The organism is Streptomyces sp. NPDC004542 (assembly GCF_040610035.1).
Lineage (GTDB): Bacteria > Actinomycetota > Actinomycetes > Streptomycetales > Streptomycetaceae > Streptomyces.
Genome location: NZ_JBEXLP010000015.1, coordinates 66,217 through 88,573, shown reverse-complemented (window position 1 = coordinate 88,573; position 22,357 = coordinate 66,217). Strand labels below are relative to the sequence as shown.

General features: G+C 72.4%; 19 protein-coding genes and 1 pseudogene. 13 read left to right on the top strand and 7 right to left on the bottom strand.

Annotated features, from left to right (window positions below; translation table 11 throughout):
- Positions 1-11 precede the first annotated feature (11 nt).
- Positions 12-149: pseudogene (locus ABZX30_RS11960) on the bottom strand (thiamine-binding protein); the annotation flags it as partial.
- Positions 146-490 (bottom strand): DUF3817 domain-containing protein, encoded by a 345-nt coding sequence (locus tag ABZX30_RS11955; protein ID WP_355932017.1) that lies wholly within the window; start codon positions 488-490, stop codon positions 146-148. The gene ABZX30_RS11955 and the pseudogene ABZX30_RS11960, both read right to left, overlap by 4 nt.
- 164 nt (positions 491-654) lie before the next feature.
- On the opposite strand from ABZX30_RS11955, the gene ABZX30_RS11950 reads away from it, so the two are divergent.
- From ABZX30_RS11950 to ABZX30_RS11935, 4 genes are all read left to right on the top strand, one after another.
- Positions 655-1,287 (top strand): AIM24 family protein, encoded by a 633-nt coding sequence (locus ABZX30_RS11950; protein ID WP_355932083.1) that lies wholly within the window; start codon positions 655-657, stop codon positions 1,285-1,287.
- Position 1,288: 1 nt separating this feature from the next.
- Positions 1,289-1,939, top strand: a complete 651-nt coding sequence (locus ABZX30_RS11945; RefSeq protein ID WP_355932015.1) for an AIM24 family protein — start codon at positions 1,289-1,291, stop codon at positions 1,937-1,939.
- The gene (locus ABZX30_RS11940; RefSeq protein WP_355932012.1) at positions 1,936-2,742 is read left to right on the top strand and encodes an AIM24 family protein; all 807 of its coding nucleotides are present in this window, start codon (positions 1,936-1,938) and stop codon (positions 2,740-2,742) included. Before ABZX30_RS11945 ends, ABZX30_RS11940 begins: the two co-directional genes overlap by 4 nt.
- 92 nt (positions 2,743-2,834) lie before the next feature.
- Positions 2,835-3,311 (top strand): MarR family transcriptional regulator, encoded by a 477-nt coding sequence (locus ABZX30_RS11935; RefSeq protein WP_355932009.1) that lies wholly within the window; start codon positions 2,835-2,837, stop codon positions 3,309-3,311.
- Between the two features lie 575 nt (positions 3,312-3,886).
- On the opposite strand, the gene meaB is transcribed toward ABZX30_RS11935, so the two are convergent.
- Both meaB and ABZX30_RS11925 read right to left on the bottom strand, forming a co-directional pair.
- A complete protein-coding gene (gene meaB / locus ABZX30_RS11930; protein ID WP_355932006.1) occupies positions 3,887-4,843 on the bottom strand; it encodes a methylmalonyl Co-A mutase-associated GTPase MeaB in 957 nt (318 codons plus the stop codon).
- Positions 4,844-4,897: 54 nt separating this feature from the next.
- The gene (locus ABZX30_RS11925) at positions 4,898-6,100 is read right to left on the bottom strand and encodes an acetyl-CoA C-acetyltransferase (RefSeq protein WP_355932004.1); all 1,203 of its coding nucleotides are present in this window, start codon (positions 6,098-6,100) and stop codon (positions 4,898-4,900) included.
- Positions 6,101-6,249: 149 nt separating this feature from the next.
- Here ABZX30_RS11925 and mce point away from each other — a divergent pair, with 149 nt between their 5' ends.
- From mce to ABZX30_RS11890, 7 genes are all read left to right on the top strand, one after another.
- On the top strand, positions 6,250-6,690 hold the full coding sequence (gene mce / locus ABZX30_RS11920; RefSeq protein ID WP_355932002.1) for a methylmalonyl-CoA epimerase: 441 nt from the start codon (positions 6,250-6,252) through the stop codon (positions 6,688-6,690).
- A 232-nt stretch (positions 6,691-6,922) separates the two neighbouring features.
- Positions 6,923-10,771 carry a polarized growth protein Scy gene (gene scy, locus ABZX30_RS11915; RefSeq protein ID WP_355931999.1) on the top strand — a complete coding sequence of 1,283 codons (3,849 nt, stop codon included), beginning with the start codon at positions 6,923-6,925 and terminating at the stop codon, positions 10,769-10,771.
- Between the two features lie 195 nt (positions 10,772-10,966).
- On the top strand, positions 10,967-11,902 hold the full coding sequence (locus ABZX30_RS11910) for a cellulose-binding protein (RefSeq protein WP_355931997.1): 936 nt from the start codon (positions 10,967-10,969) through the stop codon (positions 11,900-11,902).
- 89 nt (positions 11,903-11,991) lie between these two features.
- Positions 11,992-12,948, top strand: a complete 957-nt coding sequence (locus tag ABZX30_RS11905) for an ATP-binding cassette domain-containing protein (protein WP_355931994.1) — start codon at positions 11,992-11,994, stop codon at positions 12,946-12,948.
- 3 nt (positions 12,949-12,951) lie between these two features.
- Positions 12,952-13,722: an ABC transporter permease gene (locus ABZX30_RS11900; protein ID WP_355931991.1), complete on the top strand. Its 771-nt coding sequence runs from the start codon at positions 12,952-12,954 to the stop codon at positions 13,720-13,722.
- A gap of 668 nt (positions 13,723-14,390) precedes the next feature.
- A complete protein-coding gene (locus ABZX30_RS11895) occupies positions 14,391-15,686 on the top strand; it encodes an ATP-binding cassette domain-containing protein (RefSeq protein ID WP_355931988.1) in 1,296 nt (431 codons plus the stop codon).
- Positions 15,683-16,561: an ABC transporter permease subunit gene (locus ABZX30_RS11890; protein ID WP_355931986.1), complete on the top strand. Its 879-nt coding sequence runs from the start codon at positions 15,683-15,685 to the stop codon at positions 16,559-16,561. Before ABZX30_RS11895 ends, ABZX30_RS11890 begins: the two co-directional genes overlap by 4 nt.
- Before the next feature lie 33 nt (positions 16,562-16,594).
- Here the strand turns inward: ABZX30_RS11890 and ABZX30_RS11885 are convergent, their stop codons facing one another.
- Complete coding sequence (locus tag ABZX30_RS11885) at positions 16,595-16,936, bottom strand: ATP/GTP-binding protein (RefSeq protein ID WP_355931983.1); 342 nt, start codon at positions 16,934-16,936, stop codon at positions 16,595-16,597.
- A gap of 221 nt (positions 16,937-17,157) precedes the next feature.
- On the opposite strand from ABZX30_RS11885, the gene ABZX30_RS11880 reads away from it, so the two are divergent.
- Positions 17,158-18,186: an LLM class flavin-dependent oxidoreductase gene (locus tag ABZX30_RS11880; protein WP_355931981.1), complete on the top strand. Its 1,029-nt coding sequence runs from the start codon at positions 17,158-17,160 to the stop codon at positions 18,184-18,186.
- Between the two features lie 127 nt (positions 18,187-18,313).
- Here the strand turns inward: ABZX30_RS11880 and ABZX30_RS11875 are convergent, their stop codons facing one another.
- Entirely contained in the window at positions 18,314-18,706 is a 393-nt protein-coding gene (locus tag ABZX30_RS11875; RefSeq protein WP_355931979.1) for an SCO5389 family protein, read from the bottom strand.
- A 298-nt stretch (positions 18,707-19,004) separates the two neighbouring features.
- Between ABZX30_RS11875 and nucS the strand changes: the two genes are divergently transcribed.
- Complete coding sequence (gene nucS, locus ABZX30_RS11870) at positions 19,005-19,676, top strand: endonuclease NucS (protein ID WP_355931976.1); 672 nt, start codon at positions 19,005-19,007, stop codon at positions 19,674-19,676.
- A 64-nt stretch (positions 19,677-19,740) separates the two neighbouring features.
- On the opposite strand, the gene ABZX30_RS11865 is transcribed toward nucS, so the two are convergent.
- A complete protein-coding gene (locus tag ABZX30_RS11865; protein ID WP_355931973.1) occupies positions 19,741-22,308 on the bottom strand; it encodes an ATP-binding protein in 2,568 nt (855 codons plus the stop codon).
- Positions 22,309-22,357 lie beyond the last annotated feature (49 nt).

Below are 22,357 nucleotides of genomic sequence, written 5' to 3'. Positions count from 1 at the left end.
AGGTGCCTGCATTTGCCCTCGACGGAGGTGAACATGGCGTCGGTGCGGTGCGGCAGGCCCGACTCGCGGACCACGCGGACGGCGTCGGCGACGTATTCCCCCACGTCCTCGCCGACGCCGAGGGGCGTCACGGAGAAGGCGACGATCATGCGTTCACGATTCCTTCCTTGCGGGCGCGGGCGGCGATGACGGCGCTCTCGGCCTCGCGCCGGAGCTTGCGCTCGGCGAAGAAGCCGCCGGTGGGCAGGACCGAGAGGACGAAGTAGAGGACCCCGGTCCTGATGTCCCACCGGGCGCGGTTCCAGGCGTCGGCCCAGAAGACCACGTACAGGACGAACAGCACACCGTGGACCGCGCCCATCACGGGCACCGCGTTGAAGTCCGTGGTCCGCTTCAGCACCGAGCAGACGAGCAGGACGAGGAAGGACACAGCCTCCGGGGCGGAGACCAGGCGGAGGCGGCGGAGGGCGCTGGCGGTCTTGATGTCCACGGGTCACCTTCGGTGGGAGAGGGTCGACGGCATGCGCAGCGCTGACTTGTGAACGCGTGCACAAACTTCCGCCCATTGTGGCAAACCGGGGGCGGAGGCCGGGCGCCGGGGCGACACAGGCACTGTCGGCGGCACCGGCCGCCCGCTACCTTCACCCCGTGGCGATGTTCCGACTTCAAGGCAGCAAGGTGCTCGCCGTCGACATGACCGGGGACGCCGTCAAGGCGAAGAACGGCTCCATGGTCGCGTACGACGGGCAGATGGCCTTCAAGAAGCTGAGCGGGGGCGGTGAGGGTCTGCGCGGGATGGTGACCCGGCGGCTCACCGGCGAACAGATGACCGTGATGGAGGTGAGGGGGCACGGGACGTGCTGGTTCGCCGACCGGGCCTCGGAGATCAACCTCGTCGCCCTCCAGGGGGACAAGCTGTACGTGGAGTCGAGCAACCTGCTCGCGACCGACGCCGGGCTGCGGACCGGGACGACCTTCACGGGACTGCGCGGCGCCTCCCAGGGCAACGGGCTGTTCACGACGACCGTCGAGGGGCACGGACAGGCGGCGATCATGTCCGACGGGCCGGCGGTCGTGCTCCGCGTCAGCCCCCAGTACCCGCTGGTCGTCGACCCGGGCGCCTACATCGCCCACCAGGGGAACGTCCGGCAGTCCCTCCAGTCCGGTGTGACCTTCCGCACCTTCCTGGGCGAGGGCGGCGGCGAGGCCTTCCAGATCCGCTTCGAGGGGGACGGGCTGGTGTACGTACAGCCGAGCGAGCGGAACACGATCGCGGGGGACGTGTGAGATGCCGCTGAGAGAGATCAACTCCAAGATGGTCGAGGCCACCGTCGTGCCCGGGCAGCGGCTGTTCAGTCAGCGCGGCGCGATGCTCGCCTACCAGGGCGACGTCTCCTTCACCCCCAGCATCCAGGGCGGGCAGGGCGGGATCATGTCGATGATCGGGCGGCGCGTCGCCGGCGAGGCCACGCCCCTGATGACCGTGGAGGGCAGCGGCACCGTCTTCTTCGGGCACGGCGGCCACCACGTCCACGTCATCAACCTCTCCGGCGACACCCTCTACGTGGAGGCGGACCGGCTGCTGGCCTTCGAGGGCACGCTGCGGCAGGGGACGATGTTCATGGGCTCGCAGGGCGGGGTCATGGGCATGGTCCGGGGCCAGGTCACCGGGCAGGGCCTGTTCACCACGACCCTCCAGGGCCACGGGGCGGTGGCGGTGATGGCGCACGGCGGGGTCTTCGAGGTGCCGATCACACCGCAGCGGCCCGTCCACGTCGACCCACAGGCATACGTCGCCCACCACGGCGACGTACGCAACAAGCTGTCCACCGCCCTCGGCTGGCGCGACATGGTGGGGCGCGGCTCCGGCGAGGCGTTCCAGCTGGAGCTCAGCGGCAGCGGCACGGTGTTCGTCCAGGCCTCGGAGGAGAAGCTGTGAGCGGGTACGGAACTCCCGGCGGGCCCGTGGTGTACGACCCCATGACGCTGCCCGTCGACGACAACGTGAACAAGTACACCTTCTGCGTGGAGCTCAAGGGCGCCGAGTGGTTCCTGCAGAAGGGGAAGATGATCGCCTACTACGGGGCGATCGAGTTCAACGGGATCGGGCACGGGCGACTCGACCGACTTGTCCGTACGTCTTTTCATTCGCCACTGCACGCGAGCGACTGGGTCGTGGCGTCGGGGTCCGGGCGGATGCTGCTCGCCGACCGGGCGTTCGACGTCAATTCGTTCGACCTGGACGACGGCAACCTGACCATTCGCGCGGGCAACCTCCTCGCTTTTCAGCCAAGTCTTGCTCTCAAGCAGTCGATCGTGCCGGGTTTTCTGACACTGATCGGAACCGGAAAGTTCGTGGCCGCATCCAACGGACCGGTGGTGTTCATGGAACCCCCCATCCGGGTGGACCCGCAGGCGCTCGTCGGCTGGGCCGACTGCCCGTCGCCGTGCCACCACTACGACCACGGGTACCTCACGGGCGTGATGGGCGGTCTACGTGCGATGACGGGGCTCGGCGGGGCCTCCGGGGAGGAGCATCAGTTCGAGTTCGTCGGGGCCGGGACGGTGCTGCTCCAGTCGAGCGAGACGCTGATGGCGGAGCAGTCGACGGGGGCGGTTCCGCCGGAGCCGGGCGTGCCCGGCGGTGGCTCGGCGACACCGGGTGGACACGGAGCGCAACCGTCGGCGGCTCCGCGCCTTCCCGGACAGCTGGGAGACCTCCAGCGTCGCTTCGGGCTGTGAGCGGTAGTCTGCGGAGTGTGACGTCGAACGCGTGCGCACAGTCACACCACCCTCACTAGTTCGCCTTTCAACATTTTAGGTAGACTTCATTCATGGAGACCGAAACGGCCACGCGCTGGCTGACCGATGCGGAGCAGTGCGCCTGGCGCACCCACCTGGAGGTCAACAGGCTGTTGACGTATCAGCTCGAAAAGGACCTGCAGCCGTTCGGCCTGACGATGAACGACTACGAGATCCTGGTGAACCTCTCCGAGTCCGATGACGTGCGGATGCGCATGAGCGACCTGGCGTCCGCCACGCTGCAGTCCAAGAGCCGGCTCTCGCACCAGATCACCCGCATGGAGAACGCGAACCTGGTCCGGCGCGAGAACTGCGAGTCCGACCGCCGCGGGCTCTACGCCGTCCTCACCGAGCACGGCATGGAGACGATGAAGAAGGTCGCGCCACATCATGTGGCATCCGTCAGGAAGCACTTCATCGACCTGCTGTCGCCGGAAGCCCTGACGGAGCTGGACAAGGCCCTGAAGCCCATCGCCGAACACCTGCGGGGGCAGCGGGGCCGCCCCTGACCCGGCCGGGGGGGCGCGAGCGGCAGGCGGGTGTTCAGGTCTCGCCTGCCGCTCCGCTGCGCGGCATCGGCGCCGGGTCCCGTCCCGGTCGGTGTCCCGAGACCGGCACGGAGCCGCCCCGGCGCGGCACCCGGCCCGGACCCACGACCCCACGGCGACATGACCCGCCCCCTCGCCCGAGTCATGGGCACACGGGCGGAGCCCCGCCAGACTCCGGAGGCTCACCCCGAACGGCATCCAAAGCCGCAGCCCCGCAGGGAGCCCCCGGCAGGGGCACAGCCCCGCATGGCGCAAGAGGAACCGCCTACGGGCGACAGGGACGCCCCGCGATCGTCCCAGCGGCGCAGCCCCGGGCGGGGGGCCAGGCGGCGCAGCCCCCGGCAGAGGTCCAGGCGGCACAGCCCCGCAGGGGCCAGGCGGCACAGCCCCGCAGGGGCCAGGCGGCACAGCCCCGCAGGGGCGGGGGGGTGTAGCCCCCGGCGGGGGCCCAGGGGGCGCAGCCCCCGGCGGGGGAAGGGGCGGGGCCCCCGGGGATGGGAGAGGGCAGGGGCGGCGGGGGCGGGGGAACCGGACGGTCAGCCCGCCGTCAGTCCCGCCACCAGCTCGTCCGCCGCGCGGTAGGGGTCGAGCTCCCCGGAGACGATCTGCTCCGCGAGGGCGCTGAGGCGGCGGTCCCCGTGGAGGTCGGCGATGCGTTCCCGCAGGGCCGTGACCGCGATGGTCTCCACCTCCCGCGCCGCGCGGGCCAGCCGGCGTTCGGACAGGACGCCGCGCTCCTCCATCCAGGCCCGGTGCTTCTCCAGGGCCTCGACGACCTCGTCGACGCCCTCCCCACGGGCGGCGACCGTCTTGACGATGGGCGGGCGCCAGTCCCCGGGGCCACGGGACTCACCGAGGCCCAGCATGTGGTTCAGCTCACGCGCCGTGGCGTCGGCACCGTCACGGTCGGCCTTGTTGACGACGTACACGTCACCGATCTCGAGGATGCCCGCCTTGGCCGCCTGGATGCCGTCGCCCATGCCCGGGGCCAGGAGGACCACCGAGGTGTCCGCCTGGGAGGCGATCTCCACCTCCGACTGGCCCACGCCGACCGTCTCGACCAGGATCACGTCGCAGCCCGCCGCGTCCAGCACGCGGATCGCCTGCGGGGCGGCCCAGGCCAGCCCGCCCAGGTGGCCCCGGGTGGCCATCGAACGGATGTACACCCCCGGGTCGGAGGCGTGCTCCGACATACGGACCCGGTCGCCGAGCAGGGCGCCGCCCGAGAAGGGCGAGGAGGGGTCCACCGCGAGGACGCCCACCCGTTTGCCCTGTTTGCGGTACGCGGTCACCAGCGCCGACGTGGACGTCGACTTGCCGACACCCGGGGAGCCGGTCAGACCGACCACGTACGCGTTCCCGGTCAGCGGCGCCAGGGCGGCCATGACCTCCCTGAGCTGCGGGGACGCCCCCTCCACCAGGGAGATCAGCCGGGCCACGGCCCGCGGCCGGCCTTCCCTGGCCTGGGCCACCAGAGAGGAGACGTCCTGCATCACAGCTCCGTTCGCGAAAGGGACCTACTGCAAGGGCCTACAACGAGGGTGCACTCAGACCTTCGGCACGCGCACGATCAGCGCGTCGCCCTGCCCGCCGCCGCCGCACAGCGCGGCCGCGCCGACCCCGCCGCCCCGGCGCTTCAGCTCCAGGGCCAGGTGCAGGACCAGACGGGCGCCCGACATGCCGATGGGGTGACCGAGGGCGATGGCGCCACCGTTCACGTTCACCTTTTCCGTGGAAACCCCGAGGTCCTTCATTGACTGGACCGCGACGGCGGCGAAGGCCTCGTTGATCTCGATGAGGTCGAGGTCGGAGACCTCCAGGCCCTCCTTCTTCAGGGCGTGCAGGATGGCGTTGGAGGGCTGGGACTGCAGGGAGTTGTCCGGACCCGCCACGTTGCCGTGCGCGCCGATCTCGGCGATCCAGGACAGGCCCAGTTCCCGCGCCTTGGCCTTGCTCATCACGACCACGGCCGCGGCGCCGTCGGAGATCTGCGAGGAGGAGCCGGCGGTGATCGTGCCGTCCTTGGCGAAGGCCGGCCGCAGCTTGCCCAGGGACTCCGCCGTGGTGTCGCCGCGGATGCCCTCGTCCTTGCTGAAGACGACCGGCTCGCCCTTGCGCTGCGGGATCTCGACCGGGGTGATCTCGGCCTCGAAGACGCCGTTCTTCTGCGCGGCGGCGGCCCGCTGGTGGGACAGGGCGGCGATCTCGTCCTGCTCGGGGCGCTTGATGCCCAGGCGCGTGTTGTGCTTCTCCGTGGACTCGCCCATGGCGATGCCCTCGAAGGCGTCGGTCAGGCCGTCGTACGCCATGGCGTCGAGCATCTCGACGGCGCCGTACTTGAAGCCCTCCCGGGACTTGGGCAGCAGGTGGGGGGCGTTGGTCATGGACTCCTGGCCGCCGGCGACGACGATGTCGAACTCGCCCGCCCGGATCAGCTGGTCCGCGAGGGCGATGGCGTCGAGGCCGGACAGACACACCTTGTTGACGGTGAGCGCCGGGACGCTCATCGGGATGCCCGCCTTGACCGCGGCCTGCCGCGCCGGGATCTGTCCCGCCCCGGCCTGCAGGACCTGGCCCATGATCACGTACTGCACCTGGTCGCCACCGATCCCCGCACGGTCGAGGGCGGCCTTGATAGCGAAGCCGCCCAGATCGGCCCCGGAGAATGACTTGAGCGAGCCGAGCAGCCGTCCCATCGGGGTGCGAGCACCCGCGACGATGACGGAGGTCGTGCTGTTCGATGCTGACATGAGGTGGGATCCCCTTCCAGCTGCACAAAGCTGAGGAGTGAACGAGGGTTTACTTCGAATGTACTGACCGGTACCGCACCCCGTCATCGGGCCGTCGGTGTGATCGCGCGCACGTTGCGTAACCACCCGAGGCGCGCTGCACTGACACCATGCTGACGCGAATCGACCACATCGGTATCGCCTGCCACGATCTCGACGCGACCGTCGAGTTCTACCGGGCGACGTACGGCTTCGAGGTGTTCCACACCGAGGTCAACGAGGAGCAGGGCGTCCGCGAGGCCATGCTCAAGATCAACGACACGTCCGACGGGGGGTCGTCCTACCTCCAGCTGCTGGAACCGGTCCGGGAGGACTCCACCGTCGCCAAATGGCTGGCGAAGAACGGGGAGGGCGTCCACCACATCGCCTTCGGTACGGCGGATGTCGACGCGGACGCCGCGGACATCCGGGGGAAGGGCGTACGCGTTCTGTACGAGGAGCCACGACGTGGCTCCATGGGGTCGCGGATCACCTTCCTGCACCCCAAGGATTGCCATGGCGTACTCACAGAACTGGTCACATCGGCGCCTGTTGAGTCACCTGAGCACTGACCCTCGTACATAAGGGCCGGTAGGGTTGGGGGCGGTCGTCCCGCATCACCGGGACGGCCGGGTCCTGCCGTCACCGGCAGGACCTCCGGGGTCCGGGTTTCGGGGGACGAGCGTCGGGGCAGCAGCCCGTGCTCCACCGTTGATCTGACACCATTCCCCGGGGGCCCCGTCCGGCGGATGGACGGAGCTCGTTTGGACAGGCTTGCTACCAGGGGACGGATGGGACCGCGCAGTGCGGGGCTACGAGAGCCAGGAGCGAGAGCCGGCGGCTGACGTCGACCACCTCTCTCGGTTCGAGGCCGAGATGAAGCGGCTGAAGACCGAGCGGGAAAAGGCGATCCAGCACGCCGAGGACCTCGGCTACCAGGTCGAGGTGCTGCGCGCCAAGCTGCACGAGGCGCGGCGCACCATCATGTCCCGGCCCGCCTTCGACGGTGCCGACCTCGGCTATCAGGCCGAGCAGTTGCTGCGCAACGCCCAGGTCCAGGCCGACCAGTTGCGCCAGGACGCCGAGCGGGAGCTGAGCCAGGCCCGCGCCCAGACCCAGCGCATCCTCCAGGAGCACGCCGAGCAGGCGGCCCGGCTCCAGGCCGAGCTGCACGCCGAGGCCGTGGCCCGCCGCCAGCAGCTGGACCAGGAGCTCGCCGAGCGGCGCCAGACGGTCGAGTCGCACGTCAACGAGAACGTGGCGTGGGCCGAGCAGCTGCGCGCCCGCACCGAGGCCCAGGCCCGCCGGCTCCTCGACGAGTCCCGCGCCGAGGCCGAGCAGGCCATGGCCGCCGCCCGGGCGGAGGCCGAACGGGTGACCGCCGAGGCCCGGCAGCGGCTGCAGAGCGAGGCCGAGGCGGCCCGCGCGGAGGCCGAGCAGCTCCTGCGCCGCGCCCGCACGGACGCCGAGCGGCTGCTGAACGCCGCCTCCACCCAGGCGCAGGAGGCCACCGACCACGCCGAGCAGCTGCGCACCTCCACCGCGACGGAGTCCGACGCGGCCCGCCGCCAGGCCACCGAGCTGAGCCGGGCCGCCGAGCAGCGCATGGCCGAGGCGGACGAGGCCCTCCGCAAGGCGCAGTCCGAGGCCGAGAAGGTGCTCACGGAGGCCAGGGAGGCCGCCGCCAAGGCGCTCGCCGGCGCCGAGTCCGCCAACGAGCAGCGCACGCGCACGGCGAAGGAGCAGGTCGCCCGGCTGGTCGAGGAGGCCACCAAGGAGGCCGAGAACACCAGGTCCGAGGCCGAGCAGCTGGTCGCGGACGCCCGCGCCGAGGCCGAGAGGATCGTCGCGGAGGCCGCCGAGAAGGCCCGTACGCTCACCGCCGAGGAGAGCGCGACCCAGCTGTCCAAGGCGGCGAAGACCGCCGAGGACGTGCTGAACAAGGCGGCCGAGGAAGCCCGGAACACCACCAAGGCCGCGACCGAGGAGGCCGAGCGGATCCGCCGGGAGGCCGAGGCCGAGGCGGACCGGCTGCGCGGCGAGGCGCACGACATCGCCGAGCAGCTCAAGGGCGCGGCGAAGGACGACACCAAGGAGTACCGCGCCAAGACCGTCGAGCTCCAGGAGGAGGCCCGCCGGCTGCGCGGCGAGGCCGAGCAGCTGCGCTCGGACGCGGTCGCCGAGGGCGACCGCATCCGCGCCGAGGCCCGGCGCGAGGCCGTGGCGCAGATCGAGGAGGCGGCGAAGTCCGCCGAGGAGCTGCTGGCCAAGGCGAAGGCGGACGCGGACGAGCTCAGGCAGAAGGCCACGACGGACAGCGAGAAGGTCCGTACGGAGGCCATCGAACGGGCGACGACGCTGCGCCGGCAGGCCGAGGAGGTCCTGGAGCGCACCCGCGCGGAGGCCGAGCGCTCCCGCGAGGAGGCGGTGGAGCTCGCCGAGACCATCACCTCGAACGCCGAGCAGACCGCGCGCGAGCTGCGCGAGGAAGCCGAGCGGGCGGTCGAGGCCCGGCAGGCGGAGGCCGCCGAGGAGCTGACCCGGCTGCACGCGGAGGCGGAGGCGCGGCTCGCGTCCGCCGAGCAGGCGCTGACGGACGCCCGGGAGGAGGCCACGCGGCTGCGCCGGGAGACCGGCGAGGAGACCGAGCGGCTGCGCACGGAGGCCGCCGAGCGGATCCGTGCGCTCCAGCAGCAGGCGGAGGCGGAGGCCCAGCGGCTGCGGGACGAGGCCGCGTCGGACGCGTCCGCGTCCCGGGCGGAGGGCGAGGCCATCGCCGTACGCCTGCGGTCGGAGGCCGCGGCCGAGGCGGAGCGGCTGAAGTCGGAGGCCCAGGACTCCGCCGACCGGGTGCGGGCGGAGGCGCAGGCCGCCGCCGAGCGGCTGGCCGCGGAGGCGTCCGAGACGCTGGCCGCCGCGCAGGAGGAGGCCGCCCGCCGGCGCCGCGAGGCCGATGAGCTGGTCGGTGCCGCGCGCGCGGAGGCCGGCCAGGAGCGTGAGCGGGCCCGCGAGCAGAGCGAGGAGCTGCTGGCCTCCGCGCGCCGGCGCGTGGAGGACGCGCAGGCCGAGGCGGTCCGGCTGGTGGAGGAGGCCGACCGGCGCGCCACCGAGATGGTGTCGGCGGCCGAGCTGCACGCCCAGCAGGTACGGGACTCCGTCGCCGGGCTGCACGAGCAGGCACAGGAGGAGATCGCCGGTCTGCGCTCCGCCGCCGAGCACGTGGCGGAGCGGATGCGCCGGGAGGCCGAGGAGGAGGCGGGCCGGGTCCGCGCCGACGCCTACGCCGAACGGGAGCGGGCGAGCGAGGACGCGAGCCGGCTGCGCCGCGAGGCGCGGGACGAAACGGAGGCCGCCAAGGCGCTCGCCGAGCGGACGACCGCGGAGGCGATCGCCGAGGCCGAGCGGCTGCGGGCGGACGCCACGGCGCACGCCCAGCGGGCGCGGACCCAGGCGTCGGACACGCTGGCCGAGGCCGACCAGTCCGCGGCGCGCGCCCGGGCCGAGGCCCGGGAGGACGCCAACCGGATCCGTTCCGACGCGGCGACGCAGGCGGACACGCTCATCACCGAGGCGCGCAACGAGGCCGAGCGGCTCCAGTCGGAGACGATCGCCGAGGCCGACCGGGTCCGGGCCGAGGCGGTGGCCAAGGCCGAGAAGCTGATCGCGGACGCCTCCGGCGACGCGGAGCGGCTGCGCGGCGAGGCCGCCGAGACGGTCGGGGCCGCGCAGCAGCACGCGGAGCGGGTCCGCACCGACGCGCAGCGGGTCAGGGCGGACGCGGAGGCGGAGGCCGAGCGGCTGGTGACGACCGCCCGTGAGGAAGCCGAGCGGACGCTGGACGAGGCCCGCAAGGAGGCCAACAAGCGGCGCTCGGAGGCGGCCGAACAGGTCGACACGCTGATCACGGAGACCACGGCCGAGGCCGACAAGCTGCTGACCGAGGCGCAGCAGCAGGCGCTGAAGACCACCGCGGAAGCGGAGTCGCAGGCCGACACGATGGTGGGCGTGGCCCGCCAGGAGGCCGAACGGCTGGTGTCCGAGGCACGGGTCGAGGGCAACTCGACGGTGGAGAAGGCCCGTACGGACGCGGACGAGCTGCTCGTCGGCGCCCGCCGGGACGCCACCGCGATCCGGGAGCGCGCGGAGGAGCTGCGCGACCGCATCACGGGCGAGATCGAGGAGCTGCACGAGCGGGCCCGCCGTGAGGCCGCGGAGACGATGAAGTCGACCGGTGACCGCTGCGACGCGCTCATCAAGGCCGCCGAGGAACAGCTCGTCAAGGCGCAGGCCAAGGCCAAGGAGATCGTCTCGGAGGCGAACTCCGAGGCGGGCAAGGTCCGTATCGCGGCGGTGAAGAAGGCGGAGGGGCTGCTCAAGGAGGCCGAGCAGAAGAAGGCCTCGCTGATCCGGGAGGCCGAGGAGCTCAAGGCCGAGGCGATCCGCGAGGCCAGGCGGTCGGTCGAGGAGGGCAAGCGCGAGCTGGAGGTCCTGGTGCGCCGGCGCGAGGACATCAACGCCGAGATCTCCCGTGTCCAGGACGTGCTGGAGGCGTTGGAGTCCTTCGAGGCCCCGTCGTCCGGGAAGGACGGCGGCGTCAAGGCGGGCGCCACCGTGGGACCGCCCCGATCGGGTGGCAAGTCGTCAGACAGCTAGCGCACAGGGTGGTTTCTGATGTCTTCTGGGTGCTTTGACCCCTTCCTCGGCAAGATCATTCGCAAGCCGTCCGGGGGTCAGCCACTCAAAAGAGGTGTCATTCTCCAGATCAAACACGTATCCGCTCGATGACACACCGCTTCGGCCCCTAGGATTCCACCTATCACCTCACCGGTCTCATTCGACAGGAACCCCATGAGCGACACTTCCCCCTACGGCTTCGAGCTTGTGCGGCGTGGGTACGACCGCGCTCAGGTGGACGAACGAATCTCCAAGCTCGTCTCCGACCGTGACAGCGCTCTCGCCCGCATCACCGCTCTGGAAAAGCGCATCGAGGAACTCCACCTCGAGACGCAGAACGCCCAGGCCCAGATCAGCGACGCCGAGCCGTCGTACGCGGGTCTCGGCGCGCGCGTAGAGAAGATCCTCCGCCTCGCCGAGGAAGAGGCCAAGGATCTGCGTGAGGAGGCCCGGCGCGCGGCCGAGCAGCACCGCGAACTCGCGGAGTCGGCGGCCCAGCAGGTGCGCAACGACGCGGAGTCGTTCGCCGCGGAGCGCAAGGCCAAGGCCGAGGACGAAGGCGTCCGGATCGTCGAGAAGGCCAAGAGCGACGCCTCGCAGCTGCGGGCCGACGCGCAGAAGGACGCGCAGTCCAAGCGCGAGGAGGCGGACGCCCTCTTCGAGGAGACCCGCGCCAAGGCCGCGCAGGCCGCCGCCGACTTCGAGACGAACCTCGCCAAGCGCCGCGAGCAGTCCGAGCGCGACCTGGCCTCGCGTCAGCAGAAGGCCGAGAAGCGCCTGGCGGAGATCGAGCACCGCGCCGAGCAGCTGCGCCTGGAGGCCGAGAAGCTGCGCACCGACGCCGAGCGCCGCGCCCGCCAGACCGTCGAGACGGCCCAGCGCCAGGCCGAGGACATCGTGGCCGACGCCAACGCCAAGGCCGACCGCATCCGCTCGGAATCCGAGCGCGAGCTCGCGGCTCTCACCAACCGCCGCGACAGCATCAACGCCCAGCTGACGAACGTCCGCGAGATGCTCGCCACGCTCACGGGCGCCGCGGTGGCCGCGGCCAGTTCGCCGGCCGATGACGAGCCGATCTCCCGCGGGGTTCCGGCCCAGCAGTCCCGGTAACACCCGGACGCCCGGCGACCGCACGCAGTCGAAGCCCCCTGCCACTCCTTCCGGTGGCAGGGGGCTTCGTCCCGTTCTAGCGTGACCGCATGATCGAGCTGGACGGACTGACCAAGCGGTACGGCGAGACGCTGGCGGTCGACGGACTGAGCTTCGCCGTGCGGCCGGGCATCGTCACCGGTTTCCTCGGGCCGAACGGGGCAGGGAAGTCCACGACCATGCGGATGATCCTCGGCCTCGACCGTCCCACCGCCGGGGACGTCCGGATCGACGGCACGCACTACGACCGGCTGAAGGACCCGCTGACGTACATCGGGGCGCTGCTGGACGCCAAGGCCGTGCACGGGGGCCGGAGCGCGTACCACCACCTGCTGTGCCTCGCGCAGAGCAACGGGATCCCGAAGAGCCGGGTGCGGGAGGTGCTGGAGACGGTCGGGCTGACCTCGGTGGCACGGAAGAAGGCCAAGGGGTTCTCGCTGGGGATGGGGCAGCGGCTCGGGATCGCGGGGGCGCTGCTCGGCGATCCGCGGATCCTGATGTTCGACGAGCCGGTCAACGGGCTCGACCCGGAGGGCATCCACTGGATCCGCACCCTGATGAAGTCGATGGCGGAGCAGGGGCGGACGGTGTTCGTCTCGAGCCATCTGATGAGCGAGATGGCGCTGACCGCCGACCACCTGGTGGTCATCGGGCAGGGGCGGCTGCTCGCGGACACCTCCATGGCCGAGTTCATCCGGCAGAACTCGCGGTCGTACGTCCGGGTCCGCAGCCCCGAGCAGGAGCGGCTGCTGGACGTGCTGCACCGGGCCGGGATCACGGCCGTGGAGGCGGGCGGCGGGGCGCTGGAGGTGGACGGCGGGAAGGCCGAGCTGATCGGCGAGCTGGCCGCCGAGCACCGGGTCCCGCTGCACGAGCTGAGTCCGCAGCAGGCCTCCCTGGAGGAGGCGTTCATGAGGCTGACGGCGGGGTCGGTGGAGTACCACGCGCACAGCGACACCGCGCCCGTGCCCGAGGGCTGGGGCGCCGACTGGAAGAAGGGCACCTGAGTCATGGCCGCCGTCGAGGTCGTCCGGTCCGAGTGGACCAAGATCCGGTCTGTCGCGTCCACGCTGTGGACGCTCTCCGTCGCCGTGGTCGTCTCCGTCGCCGTCGGCATGCTGATCTCGGCCCTGTCGAGGAGCCAGTACGACAGGATGCCGGTACGGGAGCGGCTCTCCTTCGATCCCACCCTGGTCAGCTTCGCGGGCATGACCCTCGGCCAGCTCGCGCTGATCGTGTTCGGCGTGCTGGTGGTGTCCAACGAGTACAGCACCGGCATGATCCGCACCTCGCTGGCGGCCGTGCCGCGGCGCGGCACCTTCCTGTTCAGCAAGATCGCGGTGGCCACCGGGCTCGCGCTGGTCGTCTCCTTCGCCACCAGCTTCGCCGCCTTCTTCCTCGGGCAGACCGTGCTCGGCCCCCACCGGGCACAACTGGGCGACCCGGGGGTGCTGCGGGCGGTGATCGGCGGCGGGCTGTACATGACCCTCATCACCGTGTTCTCCATGGGCGTCGCCGCGATGCTGCGCTCGCCGATGCTGTCGCTGGGCATCCTGATGCCGTTCTTCTTCCTGGTCTCCAACATCCTCGGCAACGTCGACGCGACGAAGAAGATCGGCCGGTACCTGCCCGACCAGGCCGGCAGCCGCATCATGCAGGTGGTCCCCCGAATCGGCGACGACACCCCGTACGGCCCCTGGGGCGGGCTGGGCATCATGCTGCTCTGGGTGATCGCGGCGGTGGCGGGCGGCTACGTCCTCCTCCGGAAACGGGACGCCTAGGGCATCGGCGCCCGGAACGACAGCGGCTGGGCCGAAGCCCCGTGCCCGTGCCCGGTACGGCGGGCGGGGCCACCGCCGTCCACACCCCAGGCCGGCTGCGGAGGCCCCGTCACCCGCGCCGAGGGCGTGCCCCGCGCCCGCCGCGGCAACGGCTGAGCTGCATCCCGGTGCGTGCTCCGGCGGTCCCGGAGCCAGGGGCCCGGGACCGTGCCCGGTACGGCGAGCGGGGCCACCGCCGTCCACACCCCAGGCCGGTTACGGAGATCCTCGTCCGCCTGAAGGGCGTGCACGTCGGTGCGTGCTCCGAGAGTCCCCGAGCCAGGGCTCGGGTCTGCACCGGGGGTGCGGCGAGTGGAGGCACCGCCCACACCCCAGGCCAGTCGGCGGAGGCCCCGTCGTCCGGGCGAAGGCGTGCCCCGCGCCCGCCGCGGCAGCGGTTGAGGCGCACGCCGGTGCGTGCTCCGGGGGTTCAAGGGGCTCGGGTCCGTGCCCGGTGAGTGGGGGTGCCTCTCGCGGGCCGTTGCCTCCGCCGCCTTCATCCGCCCGGGCAGCGGAGCGCGTGCGGGGCTTTACTCTCCCTTGGGCGGAACCGTCAGCGCCCGGATATCCTCCTAACCCTTACGGGGGCGTGTGCCCTGCTGTCCTGAACCTTTTGATGGGTGCGGAGCATGATCGAGGCTGTCGGCCTGACCAAGCGCTACGGCGACAAGACCGCCGTGTACAACCTTTCCTTCCAGGTACGACCGGGCGCCGTGACCGGCTTCCTCGGGCCCAACGGCTCGGGCAAGTCGACCACCATGCGGATGATCCTCGGCCTGGACAACCCGACCGCGGGCACGGTGACGATCGGCGGCTATCCGTACCGCAAGCTGCCCAACGCACCCCGCCAGGTCGGCGCGCTGCTTGACGCCAAGGCCGTGCACGGCGGCCGGCACGCCCGCAACCACCTGCTGTGCCTGGCGCAGCTGTCGGGCATCCCGGCCCGGCGGGTGGACGAGGTGCTCGGGGTCGTCGGACTCCAGGACGTGGCCAAGAAGCGCTCCAAGGGGTTCTCGCTCGGCATGGGCCAGCGGCTCGGCATCGCGGCCGCGCTGCTCGGCGACCCGCAGGTGCTGCTGTTCGACGAGCCGGTCAACGGCCTCGACCCCGAGGGCATCCTCTGGGTGCGCAACCTGATGAAGGCGCTGGCGGCGGAGGGGCGGACCGTGTTCGTCTCCAGCCATCTGATGAGCGAGATGGCGCTGACCGCCGACCACCTCATCGTCATCGGGCGCGGCCAGCTGCTCGCCGACATGAGCGTGAAGGACTTCATCTCGGCCAACTCGGCCGACTTCGCGCGGGTCCGCACCCCGGACAGCGAGCCGCAGCTGCGGGAGAAGCTGACCTCCGCGCTCACCGAGGCGGGCGGTCACGTGCTGCCGGAGCAGGACGGCGCGCTGCGGGTCACCGGGCTGCCGCTGCCCCGCATCAGCGACCTCGCGCACGAGTCGGACGTACGGCTGTGGGAGCTGTCGCCGCACCAGGCCTCGCTCGAGGAGGCGTACATGCGGATGACCCAGGGCGCCGTGGACTACCGCTCGACCATCGACGAGAAGGCGGGCCTGCAGCAGCCGCTGCCGCCCGGCGCCCAGCCGCCCCTGCCGGTCCCGGGCCAGGGCCAGCCGGGCTGGTACGCCCCGCCGCCGCCCCAGCAGCAGGGCGGGGCGCCCGTGGGGCCGTACGGCGGCCCCGGGGCGCCCGCGGGGGCGTACGGCCCTCCGGCGGGGGCGCCCGGCCCGTACGGCGCTCCCGGTGCAGGCCGGCCGAATCCCTACGCCCAGCCGCCCGTACCGCAGCAGCCGCCCGCCCCCGCGGCGCCCGCCGCCCCGGCGCCGGCCGCCGCGCCGGCCGCGGAATCGCCCGGGTCCGCCGCCCCCGCCCCCGCCGCACCCGTCGCCCCGACCAAGCCCGAGGACGCCCGATGAGCACCCACCAGCCCCCGATGCCGCAGGCAGCAGCCGCCGTGCCCGAGTGGCAGGCGGCGCCCGGAGCCTCGTACTCCGGATACACCTCGCCGATCCCGGTGGTGCGCACGCACCTCGGGCACGCGGTCGCCTCCGAGTGGACGAAGATCAGGTCGGTGCGCTCGACGATGTGGACGCTGGGCGTCTTCGTGCTGCTGGTGGTCGGCATCGGGCTGGCCGCCGGCGCGCTGGTGGCGGACTCCACCTCGGACATGGACGGCCAGAGCGCCCTCGGCCTGGGCTTCTTCGGGCTGCTGCTGGGCAGCATGTGCATCATCACGCTCGGCGTGCTGACCACGGCCTCCGAGTACGGCACCGGCATGATCCGTACCACGATGGTCGCCTGCCCGAGCCGGGGGCGGGTGCTCGCGGCGAAGGCGATCGTGTTCTTCGCCGTCGCCTTCACGGTCACCCTGGCGTCGGCCTCCCTCGTGGCCATGGCCCAGGTGTCCATGCTCGACGGCAGCGGCGCCAGCCACCCGTCCGGCGGCGAGTGGCTGAAGGCCACGGTCGGCGTCAGCCTCTACATCGCCCTGCTCGGCCTGGTCTCGCTCGTGATCGGCTCGATCATCCGGCACTCCGCGGGCGCCGTCACCATCATGATCGGTGCCGTGCTCGCCCCGCTGGTGATCGCGCTGTTCATGTTCTCCGAGTCGCTGGCGAGCCTGCGCGAGAAGCTGGTCCAGTACTCGATCCCCAACCAGTTGAGCGTCTTCTACTCCAACTCCCTCAGCCGGTCCGGCCCGTCCGGCTGGGACCCGCTGTGGATCATGCTGGGCGTGACGGCCGTCGTGTTCGGCGCGGCGTACGCGCTGCTGCAGAAGCGCGACGTCTGACCGGTCCGGTCGATCCGACCGGTTGCGGGTTCTTCAGAACCTCGGCGCGTTACGGGACCGCTGCACCCGCGTGGTGCGGCGGTCCTTCGCGTTCCAGCACGCCTTGTGCCAGTGGCGGCGGTCGTCGACGCCCGAGTGCTCCGGCCAGGCGACGACGTGCGGGACGCCGGAGGGGATCACCTGGTCACAGCCCGGGCAACGGTAGGTCTTGCCCTCCGCGCTGGCCCCGGCCACGTGCCGCACGCTCCAGTTCTCGCCCCGCCAGTTCTCGGTGGACTGCCACCCGCCGTACCGGTCGGCGCGGTCGTCCTCGGCGCTCCGGGCGGACGCGGCCGTGTCCTTGGGGCCCTTGGGGCGGTTGCGACGCGGGGACACGGGACACCTCTCGGGGCTCTGCAGGAAGGCGGGCTGTGACCAGCCTACGCGTCCCCGACGTGGGTACGCGTAGGGAACCAATCCATACAAGTCCCCCTGCCAGCCGACGCATTCTGCAGACAATCCGCAAATCCCTTTGCCAGGCCGTGTCCTCGTCACGTGTCCCACGGTTATGCCGGGTGGGGGAGCTCCGCGTCGGAGCCGAGGAAGCAGGAAATGCGATGCGCGTAGGAAGTTTTGTGCTGGCCGCCCAGTTCCCTGGGCAGGGCCAGGGGGAGGCACTGCACCGGGCGGTCCGCTCGGCACAGGTCTCCGAGGAGGCGGGCCTCGACGCGGTCTGGCTGGCCGAGCACCACTTCGTGCCGTACGGCACGTGCCCGTCCGCGGTCACCCTGGCCGCCCTGCTGCTGGGCCGCACCCGGCGCATCCGGGTCGGTACGGCGGTCAGCGTGCTGCCCACCGTGCACCCGGTCGCCCTCGGCGAACAGGCCGCGCTGCTGCACGTGACCAGCGGCGGCCGCTTCACGCTCGGCGTGGGCCGCGGCGGCCCGTGGGTGGACCTGGAGGTCTTCGGCGCGGGCCTCGCCGCCTACGAGCACGGATTCCCGGACTCACTCGATCTGCTGCTGCGCTGGCTGCGCGAACCGGCCGTGGCGGCCTCGGGCGAACGGTTCTCCTTCCGTGAGGTGCCCGTCGTACCGCGCCCGTCGGAGGCGCTCACGGACCTCCCCGGGCCCGAGGTCGTCGTCGCCTGCACCTCCCCGTCGAGCGTGCGGCTGGCGGCCGAGCGCGGGCTGCCGATGCTGCTCGGCATGCATGTCGGGGACGAGGAGAAGGCCGAGATGACCGCGCTGTGGCGACGGCACGCACGGGCGTGCGGCCGGCCGGACGAGGAGATCGCCCACGCGGCCCATGTGTCGGCCGGCGTCTGCCAGATCGCGGACACCCGTTCCGACGCGACGGAGACCCTGCTGAAGGCCATGCCGGGCTGGCTGAAGCAGGGTCTGGAGGCCCATGTGACGGTGGACGACCGGACCCGGTCGATGCGCGATCCGCTGGCCTACACCGAACTGCTCTGCGGGCTGCACCCGGTCGGCACTCCCCGTCTGTGCGCCGAACGCCTCAGGGCGACCTCGGAGCGCACCGGCATCTCCCGCTTCGCGCTGCTCGTGGAGGGCTCGGGGGACCTGGCGGCGACGGAGGAGAACGTACGACGGCTGGGTGCCGAGGTACTGCCCCACCTGCGCTGACCGGTCGGCTCCCCTGGAAGGTGAGGGGCTTGCCGGCGAGGGGCTTGCCGCTCCAGTACTGATGGCACCTCCCGCGGGTGGAGCGGCAAGCGGCGACTCACTGCGTCAGCGGTTCGCGGGCTCCGCGTCAGCAGTCCCTGAGCTCCGGGGACTGGTTCAGCAGCTGACCGCGCACCGAGGTGAAGCGGGCCAGACGCGCGTCGGCCGAGGTGTCCATCGGGAACACCGCCACCCGGTGGCAGTTCTGGAACGCCAGCCGCACACCGAAGTGCCGCTGCAGCGCGCCGCGTATCGCGTCGCTGGCGAGCGCGCGCAGCAGCTGACCGCGTGCCTGCTCGTCCGGCGGGGGCGTCTGGTTGTCGGCGAAGTCTCCGCCGTCCACCTTCAGCTGGGCCACCAGGGAGCTGATCATCTCCCATGCGTAGGGCAGGGAGATCCGGACGCAGTCGACGAAGTCGGCTTCGTCGACCTCGCCTCGCTCGGCCTGTTCGAGTAGGGCCGGTGAGACGTCGAGCGACATGGGTACTCCTCTCGCACCCCCGAACAGCAGGGGTTGCCGGACAGGTAAGGGAGTTCGCGATGCCGGACACGCTGAGTACACGCATCGCGACCTCCCGTTCCCTACCGTAGGCAACGGACGGTGACGGCACCAGGAGAATGCGTACATACGCAGATCCCTTTAGGCACACAATCGGCCAGGTATGAACACGTACGCTCAGAACAAACAGGGCGGCCCAGAGGCTCCCGGTCGAGGGCGGTGGCGGGAGACAGGCGGGCGGATCGCGGGGGCGGCGGGGTGTCGAGTAGCGTTGCCGACCATGCGTCTCGTCATTGCCCGGTGCTCGGTCGACTACGCCGGCCGGCTCACCGCCCACCTCCCCTCGGCCCCCCGCCTGATCCTGGTCAAGGCGGACGGCAGCGTCTCGATCCACGCGGACGACCGGGCGTACAAGCCCCTCAACTGGATGTCGCCGCCCTGCACGCTGAAGGAGGGCTCGGGCGACGAGGAGGGCGTCTGGACCGTCGTCAACAAAGCAGGCGAAAAACTGATCATCACGATGGAGGAAATCCTCCACGACACCTCGCACGAACTCGGCGCGGACCCCGGCCTGATCAAGGACGGCGTGGAAGCACACCTCCAGGAACTGCTCGCCGACCGCATCGAAACGCTCGGCGAGGGCTACACCCTGATCCGGCGTGAGTACATGACCGCGATCGGGCCGGTCGACATCCTGTGCCGGGACGGCGAGGGCCGGACCGTCGCCGTGGAGATCAAGCGGCGCGGCGAGATCGACGGGGTGGAGCAGCTCACCCGCTATCTGGAGCTGTTGAACCGCGATCCGCATCTCGCCCCCGTCCGCGGCATCTTCGCCGCCCAGGAGATCAAGCCGCAGGCCCGCGTCCTCGCCACCGACCGCGGCATCGGCTGCCAGGTGCTCGACTACGACGCGCTGCGCGGCATCCAGGACGACAAGCTGCGGCTGTTCTGAACGGCGTTGCCGTGGGGCACGCGGGTGGGGGCCGGGCCCGGCTGGGGCCCGGCCCCCGCCCGCGTCACATCACCCGACCCGTACCGCCGCTCTGCGGGGCGCTCGCCGAACCGCCGGCCGCCGCCGGGGCGCTGGAGACGGCGCCGCTGGCGGTGTCGGACGTGGAGGGAGTGGACGGCGCCGTGTCCGTGGGGTCGGGCGTGGTGCTGTCGGTCGGCGTCGGGGTGGTGCTCTTCGTCGGCGTCGAGGAAGGCGTCGACGTGGTCGGGGCCGGGCTCGACGCCGACGGCCTGGACGTCGTCGGCCTCGGCGACGTGCTCGGCGAACCGCCGTCGCCCGTCCCCTTCGTACCGCTGGGCTCGTCCGAGGGCCGGCTGGCGGCCGGGGTCGGCGTCGGGTCGTCCGCCGTGCCGTACGTGCCGTCGGGGCCGGGATCCGTCGGCCGGCTGACCACCGCGCCGGCGCCGGCGTCGCCGCTGCCGTTGCCCGGGGCCTGCGCGCCCAGGTCGCCGTCGTCGGTGCCCTCGTCGGCGGACGGGTTGACGCTCACGTTCTTCGCCGGTTTGTCCGCGTTGTCGTTCGAGGTCATGCCGAGGGTCACCACCGTGCCGAGCACGGCGGCGAGCAGCGCGCCCGAGCCGGCCGCGACGAGGTTGCGCCGGGCCAGCCGCCGCAGGCCGCCGCCCCGGACCGTGGGCAGCGGCGCGGTGACCGCCGCCGCCCGGTGGGTGATCAGGGTGTCGTCGGAGGGCGGCTGGAGCCGCGGGAACGGGGCCAGGACCCCGCCCGGGGGCGGGGCCGGCTCCTCACGGCGCACGTCGGGCACTTCCTCGCCCGCGGTCGCCCCGATCCCGGGCACGTCGCCCGTGCGGTCGGCGACCAGGGCGAGGGCGCGGCGGCCGGCGACGGTGCCGCGCTTGTCGGCGAGGGCGGCGCGCAGGCCGATGGACGCCTCGAGTTCGGCGCGGGCCCGGTCGAACTGGCCGCCGCACAGCGCGAAGATGCCGAGTTCGTGGTGGAAGTAGGCCTGTTCGGCCACCTCTTCGGCGAGCCGGGAGGCCTCGGCGCCGGCGCGCAGGGCCCGCTCCCAGGCGCTCCAGTGCAGTCCGGCGGCGAAGGCGGGCGCGACGGTGCGGGCGAGCCGGAGGGCGACGCTCTCCTCGCCCTCGGCGAGCGGGGCCGTCAGCGGCACCAGCACGGTCAGCGCGGCGAGCACCGCGTCGGCCTCCGCGCACACCCGCTCGGGCGTGACGGACGGGTGTCCGGCCCACCAGGTGTAGTGCTGGGCGGCGGCGTGGGCGGTGTCCGCGACGTCGTCGGCGTATCCGGCGGCCTCCAGCTGGGTCCGCACGCCGACCGCGAGGCGGTAGCGGGAGCCGACCGGGGTGACCAGTCCGCAGGAGGCGAGCTCGCCGAGGGCCGCGTCCGCGTGGGTGTCGCCGACCAGCGCCGGCAGGTGCGCCTGGTGCGGGACCTCGCCGCCGAGCGCGACGGCGAAGCGCAGGGTGGCGCGGGCGGAGGCGCTCAGCCGGGAGGCGAGCAGCCGGGCGGGTGCGGCCGCCTCGGCGAGCGACGGCAGGGGCATGTCCTCGCCGTTGCCGGTGTCCGTGCCGGGCGGGGCGTCGAAGGGGGCGTCGACCGGGTGCCGTAGGTCCTCGAAGACCCCGACCTCGTCCACGGCGCCCGCGCCGGCCCGCAGGTGGTCGCGCTGCCCGAGCAGGGCACCGGCCTGGACGAACCGCAGGGGCAGGCCCTCGGACTCGAACCAGAGGTCACCGGCCCAGTTGGCCTCCTCCTCGGTGAGGACGCGGCCGACGGCGCGCTCCAGGATCTCCACGCCCCCGGCCCGGTCCAGGCCGCCGAGGGGGATCTCCCCGACCGCCGAGTCGGCGGACGGGGCGGGCACGTCCGGGGTGGCGCTGATGAGGAAGGCGCACTCGGGGGTGGCGTCGAGGAGTTCGTCGAGGGCGGCGCCGCCGAACTCGATGTCGTCCACGACGACGACCGCGCCGATCTCGCGGACCAGGTCGAGCACCTCGTCCGGGTCCGGGCGGTGCAGGGGCGTGTCGTACACCGCGTGACAGAGGTCGCGGAGCAGATCGGCCGTGGTGCGGTGGAAGCCGGTGAGGCGGACGACGCCGTCGGGGGCGAGGTCCGCGCAGTCCTCGGCGACCAGGTCGAGCAGGGCGGTGCGGCCGGAGCCCGCCGGGCCGGTCAGGCGTACGGAGCGGCCGCGGGCGAGCAGGCGTACCAGGCTCTCGCGCTCGTCCTGGCGTTCCAGGAGCGACAGCGCGGGCCGGTCCGGTCCGGGCGGTACCGGTGGCCGGGCCGCGCGGTCGGTGGCGGCGCGTTCGGCGGCGGCGAGCTTGGCGGGCCTGCCGGGCCGCTCTCCCGGCGGGCAGGGCTCGATCTCGCTGCCGTCGACCGGGTTGACGGTGAGCAGGAAGTCGCCGGTGACGAGCTGCACCGTGCGGGCGAGTGCCGGCGCGCTCTGTCCGAAGTCGCTGGTGAGGGATTCCCTGGGCGGGCGCTGACGCGGCGTGGTGCCCGCCCCACTCCGAGACGCGCTCGAGCGGGAGGTACCCCCGGTGTCCTGGCCGTGGTCCTCGGGTCCCCGGTTGATCGGGTCCATAGGTTCTAGCCCCCCAAAAGCGTCGTGTGCCCGTGTCCGGCCCCTCCCG